The sequence below is a fragment of the Bacillus sp. JS genome, from assembly GCF_000259365.1.
Lineage (GTDB): Bacteria > Bacillota > Bacilli > Bacillales > Bacillaceae > Bacillus > Bacillus stercoris.
Window position 1 is genome coordinate 3,510,124 of sequence record NC_017743.1, and the last position, 14,348, is coordinate 3,524,471.

Here is a 14,348-nt window from a genome sequence, read left to right on the forward strand (position 1 = left end):
ACTTTACCTACCTTCCCCCAACACCCATGCCGTTGATCACTTTATCAAGCAATTCGTCTTGTAAAGTCACCATTCTTGCAGCTGCATTGTATGCGTGTTGGAATTGAATCATATTGGTCATTTCTTCGTCTAAAGAAACTGCGCTCATTTGCTGACGGTTTATGTCTGCATCATTCAGCTGTGTTTCTGTATTAGACGCCAGCCGATTAGCCTCTTGAGCTTCGATCCCTAGCTCGCCAATCAGACCCGCATAATAATCTAACACACTAGTTTCTTTGCCGTTAATGGTTATTTTGCCGGTTAAAACATTTGCTAATTTTGTAGCATTGGCGTTATCGTTTGCTGAACCAGTCAGTGAGAAAGCAATGTTTGCGCCTTTTGAATCTATTATACTGTCAGACACTTTAATCTTGCCCGCCGCTCCCTTTGCAGGTTCAGTTTCACCGCCGGTAAAATCAAAAAAGTCTCCGCCTTGTTCACCGCTCTTGGTCAAACCATTTCTGTGCACTTCATTGAAAGCTTTGGCAAATTCAAGCGCCATATTGTCAAGATCAGAAAGCATTTCCGGATATACGCCCTTTTCTTGACCATCTGCTGTTATATACCCGTAAGACTCTATAAATCCTAAAAGAGATCCCTTGCTGCTGAAGGACTCCGCCTGCACAGCTTTATCTCCGATTGAAATACTTGATACTAAACCAGTTTCATTATCATAGTTGGCTGTAAGTTCTGAAACCTCGTAATTTTTACCGTCCAAAACAGTTCCAAGCGACTGTTTATTTTTATCAAGAATTTCAATTGATACAGTTCCCTCAGCAGACGAAAGTGCATTCCCGCCTGATTTGTTATAGCTGACTTTGATATCAACCATTGAGGATAATTTATCGATCAGCAAATCTCGCTGATCATATAAACCATTCGGAAGAAGCCCGACCGGTTCTACTTGTGCAATTTGCTTATTTAAACTGTTTAATTGAGAAAGCAGAGAATTGACATCCAACACAGTTGTATTTAACTCCGCTTTTAAATTCGATTGAACATTTGTAAGTGATTCAGAAATATAATTAAACGTTTCAGCTACAGCTTGTCCTTTTCGAGCAACAACAGAACGTGCACTTTCTTCATTTGTATTATTCGATAATTCCTGCAGGGAATTCCAAAACGAATTCAGCACACTGTTCAAGCCGCTGTCATCCGTCTCATTTAAAACGCCTTCCATTTGCGACAGCGCTTTAGCTTTCGTGTCATAGTATCCGGCACTGTTGTTTTGAAGACGGTATTGATAATCAAGAAAGATATCTCTTATTCTCTCAACTGACTTTCCTTGAACACCTGTACCCATTTGTCCAGCTGTTTTTTCTGCATTTTTGGATACCGCAGGGAAATAGTCAGTTGCCTCCAATGAGACCCGCTGTCTTGTATAACCATCAGTATTGGCATTTGCCACGTTATTTGCAGTCGTGCTTAACGCTGCCTGCTGAGAGCTTAACGCCCGCCTTGCAGTTTCAAGCCCCATAAAGGTAGATGTCATTTTTTGAATTCCTTTCTGCTAAGCTTTTGAATCAAAAAGTTTCATTCGGCTGCTCTTCGGCAGCTCAGCTTTAATTGATTTGCTGTAATTGAAGTTATTTTCCTTAGGAACCAGCATATCGTACGAAATAGAGATGAATTGCAGCGCGTCTCTCGTCAGCTGCCTATTCATCTCATTTACTTTTTTCAGACGTCCGAGAACTGTAGAAAGAGATTCGTATAGTTGTTCCAGCTCTTCCCTTTCGCTGCCTGAGGTTTTGGCGATACATGCGGTAATGGTGTTATTTTCGCTGTATCCGAGAAAGGCGGAGGTTGCTTTGATCCGGTCATCTTCTGTCTGCGTGATCGCTTGAATATATTTTTGCTCTTTTGTCAAAAGGTTTGAAAGCTCCTTTGTTTTACCGGCTTTGAGCGCTTCCGTCTTTTCTTCAGACAGCGTGAGCAGGTGCTCATGCAGAACGCAAAGTCGCTTTAATTGTTCAATAATGGCCTTTGCTGACATGGGCTTTCTCCTTTTTATTGCTTTTTATAAAAATTAATCATATTTTTCGCTATGTGATTTGCGTCTACTTTGTATGACCCGTTTTCGATTTGCGCTTTAAGCTGCGCAATTTTTTCCTGTCGTGAACCAGCGACTGCGTCGGATGCATTTTGCATTTCTTTAGCCTGTGACGAAATTTCAATTTTATCTTGAGGCTGTGCAGCAGTTTTTTGCACCGCTTGCTTTTCATAATTTTTTTGATATGGATTAACGGATTGTGTTCCAAATTGATTGATTTTCATAGGATTCCTCTCGCTTTCCGTTGCAGTCTTTAAACAATCTTAACCCTTTTATCGACTGCGTTTTCAGTTAGTTTAGGGAATCAGCTGTTTTTGGTATTATAGGCATAGTATGTGTCTTTTTTACTATTTTCTTTCTCGATTTTCAGAGCGTCCTCGTGGTTCAAATGATCCATTTGAGCCTTGATATCGGACTGGCAAGCCTTGCAGAACTTGCCTTCTCGAATCGATGTTCCGCACCTTTCACAAGGGTATGCCAAATTAGGAAGATGAGTGATCTGAATTCGCTTCTGCCTGATGAATTTCAATATCAGCTCTTCTTCCACACCTGTTTCCTCAGTTATCCGGTTCAAAGTTGATTGCCGATTTTCCTGCTTTCTTAAAAACTTATAAACAGTCTCAAATGATTTTTCTTCTTCCTTAATACACGCCTGACATACGGTTTGCAGCTTTGTCTTTAAAAATAAAGTATTACATTTCGGACAATTCGCCAGTTCTCCCATCTTTTTTTCTCCTTATTCGATAATATGCCTGTGTCAATTTCTAGTGATTATATCGGCATAAAAACAGAATCATTTAGCTTCTGATTAAGGTAAAAGATGCCACTGAAGCGGCTTTTCCTTTTTCTAATAAGCAGCGCGCTGCAAAATGCAAAGTGGCGCCTGTTGTATAAAGATCGTCTATTAAAATGATATTCATACCTTCTGCTGAATTGTTTTTCGTATCAAAAATACGCGCGGAAAGCAGGCGTTCTGTTTTCTTTTTCTTAGACTGTTTCTCATTATTCAGGCGGATTAGGGGATGGTGGATGGGCCTGCCTAAACATTCTGCCAGGAGCTGTGCCTGGTTAAATCCGCGCTCCTCTTCCCGTTCCTTGCTTAGCGGAATAGGAACAAGAACAAAATGCTTATCGGGGTAAACCTTTGAAAAGGTTGAAGAAAAATCGCTTTTAAAAGCATTTATAATTTCTGCATCTCCTCTAAATTTAAAACGGGAGAGCGTTTCTTTCATCATATCATTATATGTGTAAACTGAACGATTTTGGCGGAGCAGCAAGCTGTGACTGATCCTTGATTTCCACGCCTCACAATCCCTGCATACCGCATAAACGGATTGAGGTCTGCCGCATATGGTGCAGATATGTCCTGTGATTTTTTTCAATTTACTTCTGCAGGAATGACAGACCTTTTCGTCAGGCTTTAATAAAAAAAGAGCTCTCCATGTAACAGCTTGAGAAAATTGCGAATCGCATAGCAGACAGATCAGTTTATGAATGCCTCCTCCTGCTTTGTTTGGCATAAATCGCTTGGACTCTCTGATACCACAGCTGCAGATTCAGCCAAAATGACAAGCATAGCCGTATTTTTTTGTTTATCTACCATCTCTGCTTTCGTATATGCGATCTTTTTAAGATCAGTAACGTAGGATGGTCTCACTTTGTTTAAAGAAAGTGCCAGTACATCGTTTTGGCATACTTGGCACGTGCAGGCCATGTGAAGCTGGTCCATATAACGGTCGAGCAGTTCTTTCATTACGATTTCTTTTGAATTGACAAGCATTTTTACAGCTCCTCATCATCGGTTATATGAGTATACTGTACCACGTTTTCAAATAATGGCTAGTCTGTTCATTCATTTTTTGCTGCCAATCCGTTCATTTCTTTTATATGCTTTTTTGCATCGAGCATACTCTTTGTTTTGCCGTAGTGAAAGAAGATGACATCGCCGTCTGCATGCTCTTTATGCCGGCCGGTTCTTCCTGCGATTTGAATAAGTGCGCTTTCCGTAAAGATAGGCGATTCCGCTCCTAGTACACCTGTTTGCACCTTGGGAACCGTAACGCCTCTTTCCAGTATTGTTGTTGTGATTAATAGATCGAGCTGACCATCTCTGAATTGCTGCACTTTCTCCTTTCTATGCTTGTCTTCCGCATGCACAGTCGCGGTTCGGCAATTAACATCTTTAAAGCTCGCAGCAGCCTTTTCTAGAATAGAAACGGAGGGAACGAATAAAAAAACAGGCCTCCCTTCTTTCACATGAAACTCTATCCATCTTTTCACCGCTGGCGGAATTTTATTTCGGTTTAATTTCTTCTTCCAGTTTCCACACCATACAAAGCGCGGTTCGGGTAAAGGTTGCCGGTGGTGTCTTGCGGGGATGCGAACTGAATGTAACTGTCCGTTCTGCGCTTTTCTTTTTAATTCTTTAGGAGGTGTTGCACTTAAATAAACGAGGGTACTGTTTTTCTTTCTTGCTTTTTGAACAGCGAATTGAAGGGTTTGATCAGCAGAATACGGAAAAGCGTCAACCTCATCAACGATCATAACATCAAATGCATCTTTATATCGCAAAAGCTGATGCGTGGTGGAAATCATGAGCGGAGATAGCCGCCCTTTGTCATCGCTTCCTCCGTAAAGCGCTGAAATGTCAGCACCCTGAAAGGCAGCCTTGAGTCTTGGGGCAAGCTCTAATACAACATCGGTGCGAGGAGTTGCAATACATACACGCAGTCCTTGATTTAACGCTGATTCTATACCAGGAAATAGCATTTCTGTTTTGCCAGCGCCGCAAACCGCCCAGATGAGGAGTTCTTCTCTTTTTGATATTGCTTCAATTAAAATATTGGCGGCTTTTTGCTGTCCGCTTGAAAGCTTGCCGCCCCATGTCAGCTTAACAGACTTCCAGTTTTGTTCATCTCCATCTTTCCATGAATATAAAGGAACCTCCTCACTCACTCTGCCCATCATGATACAGGAACGGCAATACAGCTGATCTTTTCCAAATGAGTGATAAAAAGAAAAATACCGCTGATCAGTTTGGCCGCACCTATTACATCTATATCCCCGTTTATTTATAGATATAGAGTTTTCAGCGGTGATATAGCCATTCTTGATATGCCATTCAATCATCTCATCGGAAAATGGGAGTTCAGTCCTGAGCAAATGACGGCTTTGAAGCGTCTGCTGCAATTCTCTAGAAAAGGAAATGTGCTTTTCAGTTGGCACCTTCACATAGCACCGCCTCCTTTCGAGACAGTATGCCTGAATGAATAGTTTCTGTCGAACAATCAAAATAGAAATATAAAAAAATCTCCGTTGCTAAAACGGAGATTTGGCCTTATTTAAAACACCAGCAAATTCCTAGCGCACCTTCACCCAAATGAGTGCCGATTACCGCGCCAAAATAGCTGTTATAAAATTCAACATGAGGATATTTTACAGAAAGCTCTTCAATGATTTTCGCTGCTTCTTCCTCGCGATTAGCATGGATAACAGCAGCGCGCATAGGCAACCCTTTGCTCGCATCTTCGTCTAAAAGCTCATAAATTCGCGAAATTGCTTTTTTACGTGTGCGAATCTTCTCAAAAGGCACAATTACCTTATTGTCAAAATGAAGGATAGGCTTTACCTTTAGAAGACTACCAATGAAGGCTTGGGCGCTGCTTAATCGCCCGCCGCGCTGAAGATGAGCTAAGTCATCTACCATAAAATAAGCTCGAACTGTTTTTTTCATTTCTTCCAGTTCTTTTATAATATCTTCCGGCGATGATGCTCCGTTTTTAATTAATTCAGCGGCTTTAAGAGCATAAAAGCCTTGGGCTAAACAGCTTATCTCTGAATCAAATGGATACACATCAATATTGTCGACCATTGAATCAGCCGTTGCCGCACTGCTGAATGTTCCGCTGATCCCGCTGGAAAGATGGATACTGATGACCGCATCATAAGATTTGCCAAGCTCTTCATACAACGCAATCAGCTCGCCGATTGGCGGCTGAGAAGTCGTCGGGAGCTCATTATGTTTTTTTACTTCTTCGTAAAAGCTTTTCCAGTCCAACTCAATTTCTTCACGGTAAGTCTCCTCCCCAAAAACAACCTGGAGAGGGATCATATGTATCTGATGTTGTTCACGCATTTCTTTCGGAATATATGCCGTGCTGTCTGTTACGACTGCAATATTCATAGCTTCGATACCTGCCTTATTGCTTTATAACTCTATTGTAAGGGAAACGGCAGCCTAAAAAAAGACCTGCCTAGAAAAAGGCAAGTCTCCTAATATACTATCTCATTTCTACCCAGCCATTTTTAATGGCGACCACAACGGCTTGCGTCCGGTCGTTCACATTCATTTTTTGTAAAATATTGCTCACATGGTTTTTAACGGTTTTCTCACTGATAAACAATGATTCACCAATTCCGCGGTTGCTTTTTCCGTCTGCAAGCATCTGCAGCACTTCACATTCCCGCCTAGTTAGAATATGTAATGGTCTGCGGATTTCAGGGTAAACCTCGTGTTGAGGATGTGCAGAAACTCCGCTTGTTGCAAGACGGCGGAATTCGTTAACGAGGTTATGCGTAACCTTCGGATGAAGGTAAGAGCCGCCCTCGGCAACTACTTTAACCGCTTCAATTAATGTATCAGCATCCATCTCTTTCAGCAGATAACCTCTAGCACCTGTTTTCAGGGCATGTGTTACATAATTTTCGTCATCGTGAATTGATAGAATAATTACTTTAGATTCAGGATACAGCTCAACAAGCTGTTTTGTAGCTTCCACACCATTTACGTTTGGCATATTGATATCCATGATCACAACATCAGGATGATAGTGCTCAACAATACGAGCCGCTTCGTCTCCGTCATCACCTTCGGCTACCACTTCAAAGGTAGGTTCAAAATCCAATATCCGTTTAACACCTTCACGAAATAACTGATGGTCGTCGATAATAACAATGTTTACTTTAGTCACAAGCCACGCCTCCTTGTATTATTGTTCTATATACTCTAGCATTCGGTCAATATGCCTTTTGGCTCTATTTTACAAATCATAGTCAAAGAGATAACGGAACCTTAATCATAATAAATGTCCCAAGACCTATTTTCGAATCTATTGTCATCGTTCCTTCCAATAAATCTACTCTTTCTTTCATGCCCAGCAAGCCGAATGATTTGTTTTTCTTCTCTTTCGCTTCCTTCAGGTCGAACCCTTTACCGTTATCTTTTATCATTAAAATCACAAAATCATTTGTGATTTCAACTTTGACTGTAATTTCTTCAGATTCAGAATGCTTTAGCGCATTAGACACAGCTTCCTGTGCGAGCCTGAAGAGCGCAACTTCAAACTGAGGCGCAAGCCGCTGATCCTCTGTTTCTCCAATACACTGAAAATGTATTTTGACCTTCCCGTTATATTCTTCGGTTGTATATAGATATTTTCTTAAAGTTGGAATCAGGCCTAGGTCATCAAGGGCCATCGGTCTTAAATCATATATAATCCTTCTCACTTCGTAAAGGGCATTCCGAACATTTTGACGGAGATTTTTAATTTCTTGGAATCCGTCCTCTGCACCCCGGTCACGGAAAATCCGCTCGATTAATTCCGATCTCATCATAACATTCGCCAGCATTTGAGCGGGTCCGTCATGGATTTCTCTTGAAACTCTTTTTCGCTCTTCTTCCTGCGCCTCAATAATTCTTAAGCCGAAATCCTGTTTTGCCTGAGCATCTGCAAGAAGCAGTCCGACTTCGCGCAGATCCTGGTTCAAGTAATTAAGCACAACTGTAATTTGGCTTACTAATGATTCTGACCGCTCGATAATTTCCTGAAGCCCTAGCAATCTGCGCTCCAAATCATCCCGCCGTTCGCGCAATTGCTTCTCACGCTGCTGGATCATCGTCAATTCTACCTGCAGCTTATGGGCTTTTTCATAAGCATTGCGGATTTCCTCTTCACTGAATCTATGAAAATTACGGCTGACCTCGGATAAACGGTTTCTCGCATGGCGGGTTTGCACTTCAAGTTTATCGCCAAGCTCAATCACTTCATACACCTGCTGCTTAATTTGTTTCAGTTCTTCAACCAGCTGTTCATACTGCTGGCGTGACTGCTCCCCGATTTGAAAAACCTCGTCCTTGCTCCCGTCAACGGTTTTCAGCATCTTCATCAAAATAGAATCCAACACTTTGGAATCCATCTTTGTTTTATTCATAATTTCCCTCCGTCACGGCGTTGTCATATATTTTTATTATAAATGTAATTGATCTGCAAATTATGTCGAATTATAATGAAAGAATGCGTATATTCTAGAAAAAAACATTTTTATATACTATCTACTCTTTATGATACCAAAATACGCACAAAAATTCTAAAGACTGTACGAATTTGTATAGGCAGTCTTTTATGCTTAGCAGGAGGGTCAGCTAGCATGCTGCACAGCTATTTTACTGTGAAAGAAGCAGGAGAACACGAGATTGTTATAGAAAAATCGCGTTTTATCTGTCATTTAAGCCGTGTTTCTACCGAACAAGAGGCACAGGAATTTATACAGAAAATAAAGAAACAGCACTGGAATGCGACTCATAATTGCTCAGCTTACGTTATCGGCGAGAATGACCATATCCAAAAAGCCAATGATGACGGAGAACCAAGCGGTACAGCGGGAGTGCCGATGCTTGAGGTATTAAAAAAACGCGGACTTAAGGATACTTGCGCCGTCGTTACACGATACTTCGGAGGTATTAAGCTTGGGGCTGGCGGATTAATTCGCGCTTATGGGAAATCAGTGTCTGAAGGATTAAATCATATAGGTGTGGTAGAACGGAAGCTTATGCGAATCATGCATACTTCCGCAGATTACACATGGCTTGGCAAGATTGAAAATGAATTAAGGGAGTCACAATTTCTGTTAAAGGAAATCCATTATTCAGAAAATGTTGAATTCGAAACATACGTGGAAGAAAAGGAAACAAATGCTTTTTCTGAATGGATGACAGAACTGACAAATGGAAAGAGTGATATTAAAGAGGGAGAGTTGACGTATCTTGAAAAAGCCGTCAATCACATAAAGGAGACTGAATAATGGCTGAACGCGTTAGAGTGCGGGTGCGAAAAAAGAAAAAGAGCAAACGCAGGAAAATTATAAAAAGAATAATGTTATTGTTCGTCCTCGCATTATTAGTAGTTGTAGGGCTTGGCGGATATAAACTTTATAAAACCATTAACGCTGCCGACGATTCGTACGATGCCCTATCTCGCGGGAATAAATCAAATCTTCGCAGCGAAGTTGTAGACATGAAGAAAAAACCGTTTTCTATTTTATTTATGGGAATAGAGGATTACGCGACTAAAGGACAAAAAGGGAGATCAGACTCTCTTATTGTAGTTACCCTGGATCCTAAAAATAAAACCATGAAAATGTTGAGTATTCCGCGTGATACACGTGTGCAATTAGCCGGTGACACAACCGGAAGCAAGACAAAGATCAATGCCGCTTACAGCAAAGGAGGTAAAGATGAGACAGTTGAAACTGTTGAAAACTTCTTGCAAATCCCGATCGATAAATATGTCACAGTTGATTTTGACGGATTTAAAGATGTGATAAATGAAGTCGGCGGTATTGATGTAGACGTGCCTTTCGATTTCGATGAAAAAAGTGACGTAAACGAAAGCAAACGGATTTACTTCAAAAAAGGCGAGATGCATTTAAACGGCGAACAAGCCTTGGCGTATGCCCGAATGAGAAAACAGGATAAACGCGGAGACTTTGGCCGTAATGACAGACAGAAACAAATCTTAAACGCGCTGATTGACCAAATGTCAAGTGCAAGCAACATTGCTAAAATTGATAAAATCGCAGAAAAAGCCAGCGAAAACGTTGAAACCAATATTCGTATTACTGAAGGTTTAGCGCTTCAGCAGATTTACAGCGGCTTTACCAGCAAAAAAATCGACACGTTGAGCATTACAGGGTCTGATTTGTATTTAGGTCCTAACAACACGTATTACTTTGAACCTGATGCTACAAATCTCGAGAAAGTCAGAAAAACGCTTCAAGAGCATTTAGATTATACTCCAGATACAAGCAGCACTGGCACTTCCGGTACCGGAAGTTCAACAGATGGGACTGACAGTTCAAGCGGTTCTGACAGCACTGGCACAACAACTGACGGCACGACGAGCGGAAGCAGCTATTCGAATGACAGCAGCACAAGCTCAAACGGTACAACGAATTCAACAACTGGTTCATCCTATTAAAAAATGCCCGGTCCTTTAGAGGATCGGGCATTTTTGCGCAGAAAAAAACTCCGGCACATAAGCCGGAGTTTTTAATTCCTTTTCACCAGCCGTTTATAAAATTTCGTAAACGGTTTGAATTTTTCATTCACGAGTCCTGTCACTTCTGCTATGATTTGCATAAAAATGATTAAAATGAAGATAATAAACAAAGAGAGCCAAATTGTGGCAGTTTTAAGCACAATCGCACTGATACTGAAAATAAATCCAATCATATAAATAACTAAGACCGACATCCGATGTGAAAGGCCAAAGGCCATCAGTCTATGATGGATATGTGACTTATCAGGCGCTGAAATCGGCTGTTTGTTTAAGATTCTCCTGATAATAGCAAATGTTGTATCAAAAATCGGTACGCCTAATATAATAATCGGGATAACGATACTGAACAATGTGACACTTTTATACAAGCCTAATAATGAAAGAATCGAAATACTATACCCTAAAAAAAGTGAGCCCGTATCTCCCATAAAGATTTTTGCCGGATGAAAGTTGTAAAACAAAAATCCAAGCGTGCTGGCAATAACAACTAATGAGAGTGACAGAATGAGCACTTTTCCGCCGGATAGCGCCATGACAGCGATCGTTGACAGGCCAATAACAGAAAGACCGGCAGCAAGGCCATCCAATCCGTCAATCAGGTTAATTGCGTTCGTGATGCCGACAATCCATAATACGGTCAGCGGATAAGCCATCCATCCTAATTCAAATCGTTCTGTTAAAAAAGGTACTGAGAAAAAGTCCATTTTTAAGCCAGTGCTTACAATCATAATGGCTACACCTAATTGAATCAAAAACTTAACTTTTGCACTTAATTGATATTTATCATCAAGAATACCTAACACAATTATGATGAATGCTCCGACTGTAATAGCCGTCATCCTTGTTTCAGTGTATATACCGGATGCAAGCACGCCTGCAACCACCCCGATAAATATGGCCAGCCCGCCCATCCGGGGCATGATTTTGTCATGTACTTTTCGATTGCTGGGCTGGTCAACTGCACCTATTTTAATCGCAATCCTTTTTACGATTGGGGTTATGATTAAAACTGTCAGCAGCGAGACAATAAACGCAACAACAATGCGAATCATGCGTTCGTCAAGCATAAAGAAGTCTCCTTTGGAATTAAATAAAGTCTTTATTTATATAGAGAACCGTTCCTTCCATTATACCTTCTCCTTAGTTATTATAACAAGCTTCATCAAAAAGAAACACGTATAATCAAAAAACGCGCATCCCAATTTATAGGACTACGCATGTTTTTGAATCCCTGTATATTTCATAATTTGTCTAAATAAGCAATCCCAATCTTGGGTGCGGGCGATGTTTCGGCGCATTTCTTTATAGGTCTCGTCTCCGTTTTGTCCGAGAACTTTTTCACAAGCGGCTATAAAATCAATCGGATGATCGCCCTCTACATATTCGTATACATAAGGCTTTTGCATTTTTGAGGTTGACGGAAGATTAGTGCCTACAACAGGTTTTCCTGCCGCTAAAAATTCAAATAGTTTCAGCGGAAACACAGCTTGGTTATACGGTGATTGTTTATATGGCATGATGCCAATGTCGATAAGCTCCATAAAATGAGGCACTCCTTTTGGATCTGCCGGACCGGTCCATATAACATTGGGAAGTCTCAGCAGCTCTTGAAACGAAACGTCACCATTGGTGGCATCCGGGCCAACCCATAAAAATGTCCAATCAGGCTTTTGCAGGGCGGCGGCTTCAATCATTTTAAAATCGAGCTTCGGTTTAATCCCGCCAATAAAACCTAACACCGTTCCTTCTCTACCCTGCAGTATACTGCGATCGGGAACTTGTTTATGTGCAGAAAACAGCTCAAACTCCACACCGTTTTCCACAGTATGAACCTTTTCTCGTCCCGCAGTCAGTTTTTTGCCTACTTCTTTATGAAGATAATCAGATGAACAGGTAATTGAATCTGCTCGTTGTATAATTCTCAGCTCTGCCGATTTTATGACTTTTCGCCGGAATTCAGACAGCAGATTTGAACGCCCGCTGATCGGCGCAGCCCATAGGTCACTGCAATCATAAATGACCTGATCCCAAGAATACAGCGAAGACAGCAGCGGGAATCCCGGAAACGTGTACCATAAACAGCAGCGTTCACCGTTTGAAGAAGCAGCTGCAAGCTCATCGAGTAAAGGCGAGAGCTTATGTCTGTAAAAAACATCTGTATATCGTCCAAAACGAAACATTTTTTTCTGCAGCAGGTCTTTGACAGCGAATTGCCTGATGCCAGAATGGACTTCTTGAAATTCTTTCCCCTGGGCACGCGGAGCCGGACATACCCAAATGACTTCCTTCGTTTCCTCTTGAGCAGCTAAAAATTCTGCCAGCCGGTGCCTTCTGTATCTCAATTGGTCTTTTCCCCATTCAGCAGTGGCAACGATGACATGAATGATTGCTTCTTTTGTTTCCACCTTCATCACCTTTTCTCTCTGTTTGCGGCTATAATCTTTTTTTCACCGCGTTTTTTGCATATTGAACAAAACACCATGTCGCTTTCATGAAGTGAAGCCGTTCGATTTCCCTGTAGACAAACCACGTTTTTTTCGCAGCCTTCCATTTGTTGCTGGATATTGAGTTGTTGACAAGCCGATATTCAGCAAGGCATTCATTCATTCCATAGGCAGTAAATCCTTTTTTTAAAAGAGACAGCCATGTAGCTAAGTCCTGTCTCGTTCTGATATTTGGCATTTGGATCTGTCCCGTTTGCTCTCTGTCAATCATCACCGTCAAGCAGCCGATAATTGTATTTTTCAGAGCGTCATCGTACGTCAGGCTTTCAGGCGCATGAATGAATTTATCGAGCGGGGTTCCGTCCTGCTCCATTAAGCTGTAGCCTGTGAAAGAAAACGCACAGGAGCGCTCCATCATAAACGCGAGCTGCTTTTCCAGTTTGTCTTTTTTCCATTTGTCATCACTGTCCAAAAATGCTACATAGCGCCCTTGAGCGCGTTCCAATGCTTTGTTGCGAGCAACCGCAGCTCCGCAGTTCTCCTCCAGATACACCACGTGAATTCTTTCGTCTATTTTTTCATACTGCTGTAAAATGTCGCGGGTCCCATCCGTTGAGCAATCATCCACGATAATCATTTCCCAATGAGGATGGCTCTGATCTAAAACCGAATGAACCGTGTCTTCAATATAGTCACGCGCATTATAGGAAGGTGTAATGACAGATACGAGAGGTTTCCAATTGGTCATGATCACATCTCCATCGTATGATTTTAAAAGGATTCTCTGAAAAATTCAGGAATGACAACGAACATAAAGGCAATCGTAAGGCCAATCATAACGCCGAGAACTGCTTTCTTTTTCGGAGACATTCCGCCGCCTGCTGTCTCACTCACGGTTTCAGAATCTGTAACACTGGCCGCTTTCAGATTAAGCTGAGTATTTTTAAGTTCATACAAAAATCTCTCTTTATCCACTTTGGAATCCTCGCTCACCTTCTCGCCTTCAAGCGCATCGATGCTGCTGCGGACGACGGCTTCTCTTTCTGCATACAGCTTTTGATCGTTTTTGAGAAAGGTGGAGGAAATGGCGTTTAGGACAGATTCCGTTCGATCCTTATCCTCGTCGCTATAGCTTAAAGTCAGTAACGATTTAGATTCTGTTTTGATGGTAAGCTTCTCTTTGATTTCTGCTACATCTTCATCCTTTTCATCAGGAAGCGCCTCCTTCAAAAAAGAGTCGCTCTTTAGCAAAAGCGGAATCTCTTCTGTGCTGTTATAAACCGGATGATCATAGCTTCCCACAGCCAAAGTGTCTTCAGCTGTATAGCTCTTTTGACCAGCGATTTGTGACGGCAGGATATACCCCGCCGCACCTAATATAATTGGCACCGCTATGATCCAAATGATATTTTTTTTTATGCGACGGGCTATTCTTATCAATATATCGTTCATATAAGTCTCCCTGCTTTTTGTAGTCTG

The 14,348-nt window shown here is 41.5% G+C and carries 16 protein-coding genes; 2 read left to right on the forward strand and 14 right to left on the reverse strand.

Translation table 11 applies throughout. The features are described from left to right. Window positions 1–7: 7 nt before the first annotated feature. From flgK to degS, 10 genes are all read right to left on the reverse strand, one after another. On the reverse strand, window positions 8–1,531 hold the full coding sequence (flgK, locus tag MY9_RS17825; RefSeq protein ID WP_014665555.1) for a flagellar hook-associated protein FlgK: 1,524 nt from the start codon (window positions 1,529–1,531) through the stop codon (window positions 8–10). A gap of 18 nt (window positions 1,532–1,549) precedes the next feature. Beyond that, complete coding sequence (gene flgN / locus MY9_RS17830) at window positions 1,550–2,032, reverse strand: flagellar protein FlgN (protein WP_014665556.1); 483 nt, start codon at window positions 2,030–2,032, stop codon at window positions 1,550–1,552. A gap of 14 nt (window positions 2,033–2,046) precedes the next feature. Further along, window positions 2,047–2,313, reverse strand: a complete 267-nt coding sequence (flgM, locus tag MY9_RS17835) for a flagellar biosynthesis anti-sigma factor FlgM (RefSeq protein ID WP_014665557.1) — start codon at window positions 2,311–2,313, stop codon at window positions 2,047–2,049. Between the two features lie 80 nt (window positions 2,314–2,393). After that, window positions 2,394–2,813 carry a TIGR03826 family flagellar region protein gene (locus MY9_RS17840; protein WP_014665558.1) on the reverse strand — a complete coding sequence of 140 codons (420 nt, stop codon included), beginning with the start codon at window positions 2,811–2,813 and terminating at the stop codon, window positions 2,394–2,396. A gap of 73 nt (window positions 2,814–2,886) precedes the next feature. Beyond that, a complete protein-coding gene (locus tag MY9_RS17845; RefSeq protein WP_041521429.1) occupies window positions 2,887–3,609 on the reverse strand; it encodes a ComF family protein in 723 nt (240 codons plus the stop codon). Further along, window positions 3,573–3,869, reverse strand: coding sequence for a late competence protein ComFB (gene comFB / locus MY9_RS17850; RefSeq protein WP_014665560.1), 297 nt, complete (start codon window positions 3,867–3,869; stop codon window positions 3,573–3,575). The genes MY9_RS17845 and comFB overlap by 37 nt, the downstream gene beginning before the upstream one ends. Before the next feature lie 68 nt (window positions 3,870–3,937). Continuing rightward, window positions 3,938–5,320 (reverse strand): ATP-dependent helicase ComFA, encoded by a 1,383-nt coding sequence (gene comFA, locus MY9_RS17855; RefSeq protein ID WP_014665561.1) that lies wholly within the window; start codon window positions 5,318–5,320, stop codon window positions 3,938–3,940. 106 nt (window positions 5,321–5,426) lie between these two features. Then, complete coding sequence (locus MY9_RS17860) at window positions 5,427–6,272, reverse strand: DegV family protein (RefSeq protein WP_014665562.1); 846 nt, start codon at window positions 6,270–6,272, stop codon at window positions 5,427–5,429. A gap of 97 nt (window positions 6,273–6,369) precedes the next feature. After that, window positions 6,370–7,059 (reverse strand): two-component system response regulator DegU, encoded by a 690-nt coding sequence (gene degU, locus MY9_RS17865; protein WP_003219701.1) that lies wholly within the window; start codon window positions 7,057–7,059, stop codon window positions 6,370–6,372. Window positions 7,060–7,141: 82 nt separating this feature from the next. Then, a complete protein-coding gene (gene degS / locus MY9_RS17870) occupies window positions 7,142–8,299 on the reverse strand; it encodes a two-component sensor histidine kinase DegS (protein WP_014665563.1) in 1,158 nt (385 codons plus the stop codon). 216 nt (window positions 8,300–8,515) lie between these two features. Between degS and MY9_RS17875 the strand changes: the two genes are divergently transcribed. Together MY9_RS17875 and tagV are read left to right on the forward strand one after the other, a co-directional pair. Beyond that, complete coding sequence (locus tag MY9_RS17875) at window positions 8,516–9,169, forward strand: YigZ family protein (protein ID WP_014665564.1); 654 nt, start codon at window positions 8,516–8,518, stop codon at window positions 9,167–9,169. Continuing rightward, a complete protein-coding gene (gene tagV, locus MY9_RS17880) occupies window positions 9,169–10,344 on the forward strand; it encodes a polyisoprenyl-teichoic acid--peptidoglycan teichoic acid transferase TagV (RefSeq protein ID WP_014665565.1) in 1,176 nt (391 codons plus the stop codon). The genes MY9_RS17875 and tagV overlap by 1 nt, the downstream gene beginning before the upstream one ends. Window positions 10,345–10,415: 71 nt before the next feature. On the opposite strand, the gene MY9_RS17885 is transcribed toward tagV, so the two are convergent. The 4 genes from MY9_RS17885 to tuaF form a co-directional block, all read right to left on the reverse strand. Continuing rightward, the gene (locus MY9_RS17885; RefSeq protein ID WP_014665566.1) at window positions 10,416–11,492 is read right to left on the reverse strand and encodes an MraY family glycosyltransferase; all 1,077 of its coding nucleotides are present in this window, start codon (window positions 11,490–11,492) and stop codon (window positions 10,416–10,418) included. A gap of 144 nt (window positions 11,493–11,636) precedes the next feature. After that, on the reverse strand, window positions 11,637–12,830 hold the full coding sequence (tuaH, locus tag MY9_RS17890; protein ID WP_081483689.1) for a teichuronic acid biosynthesis protein TuaH: 1,194 nt from the start codon (window positions 12,828–12,830) through the stop codon (window positions 11,637–11,639). Window positions 12,831–12,858: 28 nt separating this feature from the next. Next, entirely contained in the window at window positions 12,859–13,617 is a 759-nt protein-coding gene (tuaG, locus tag MY9_RS17895; RefSeq protein ID WP_014665568.1) for a teichuronic acid biosynthesis protein TuaG, read from the reverse strand. A gap of 23 nt (window positions 13,618–13,640) precedes the next feature. After that, window positions 13,641–14,321, reverse strand: coding sequence for a teichuronic acid biosynthesis protein TuaF (gene tuaF, locus MY9_RS17900; RefSeq protein WP_014665569.1), 681 nt, complete (start codon window positions 14,319–14,321; stop codon window positions 13,641–13,643). Window positions 14,322–14,348 lie beyond the last annotated feature (27 nt).

Coding starts and splice junctions, on each gene's coding strand:
- flgK (WP_014665555.1), bottom strand. CDS start 1,531: ATGACATCTACCTTTATGGGGCTTGAAACTGCAAGGCGGGCGTTAAGC.
- flgN (WP_014665556.1), bottom strand. CDS start 2,032: ATGTCAGCAAAGGCCATTATTGAACAATTAAAGCGACTTTGCGTTCTG.
- flgM (WP_014665557.1), bottom strand. CDS start 2,313: ATGAAAATCAATCAATTTGGAACACAATCCGTTAATCCATATCAAAAA.
- MY9_RS17840 (WP_014665558.1), bottom strand. CDS start 2,813: ATGGGAGAACTGGCGAATTGTCCGAAATGTAATACTTTATTTTTAAAG.
- MY9_RS17845 (WP_041521429.1), bottom strand. CDS start 3,609: ATGCCAAACAAAGCAGGAGGAGGCATTCATAAACTGATCTGTCTGCTA.
- comFB (WP_014665560.1), bottom strand. CDS start 3,869: ATGCTTGTCAATTCAAAAGAAATCGTAATGAAAGAACTGCTCGACCGT.
- MY9_RS17860 (WP_014665562.1), bottom strand. CDS start 6,272: ATGAATATTGCAGTCGTAACAGACAGCACGGCATATATTCCGAAAGAA.
- degS (WP_014665563.1), bottom strand. CDS start 8,299: ATGAATAAAACAAAGATGGATTCCAAAGTGTTGGATTCTATTTTGATG.
- MY9_RS17875 (WP_014665564.1), top strand. CDS start 8,516: ATGCTGCACAGCTATTTTACTGTGAAAGAAGCAGGAGAACACGAGATT.
- tagV (WP_014665565.1), top strand. CDS start 9,169: ATGGCTGAACGCGTTAGAGTGCGGGTGCGAAAAAAGAAAAAGAGCAAA.
- MY9_RS17885 (WP_014665566.1), bottom strand. CDS start 11,492: ATGCTTGACGAACGCATGATTCGCATTGTTGTTGCGTTTATTGTCTCG.
- tuaG (WP_014665568.1), bottom strand. CDS start 13,617: ATGACCAATTGGAAACCTCTCGTATCTGTCATTACACCTTCCTATAAT.
- tuaF (WP_014665569.1), bottom strand. CDS start 14,321: ATGAACGATATATTGATAAGAATAGCCCGTCGCATAAAAAAAAATATC.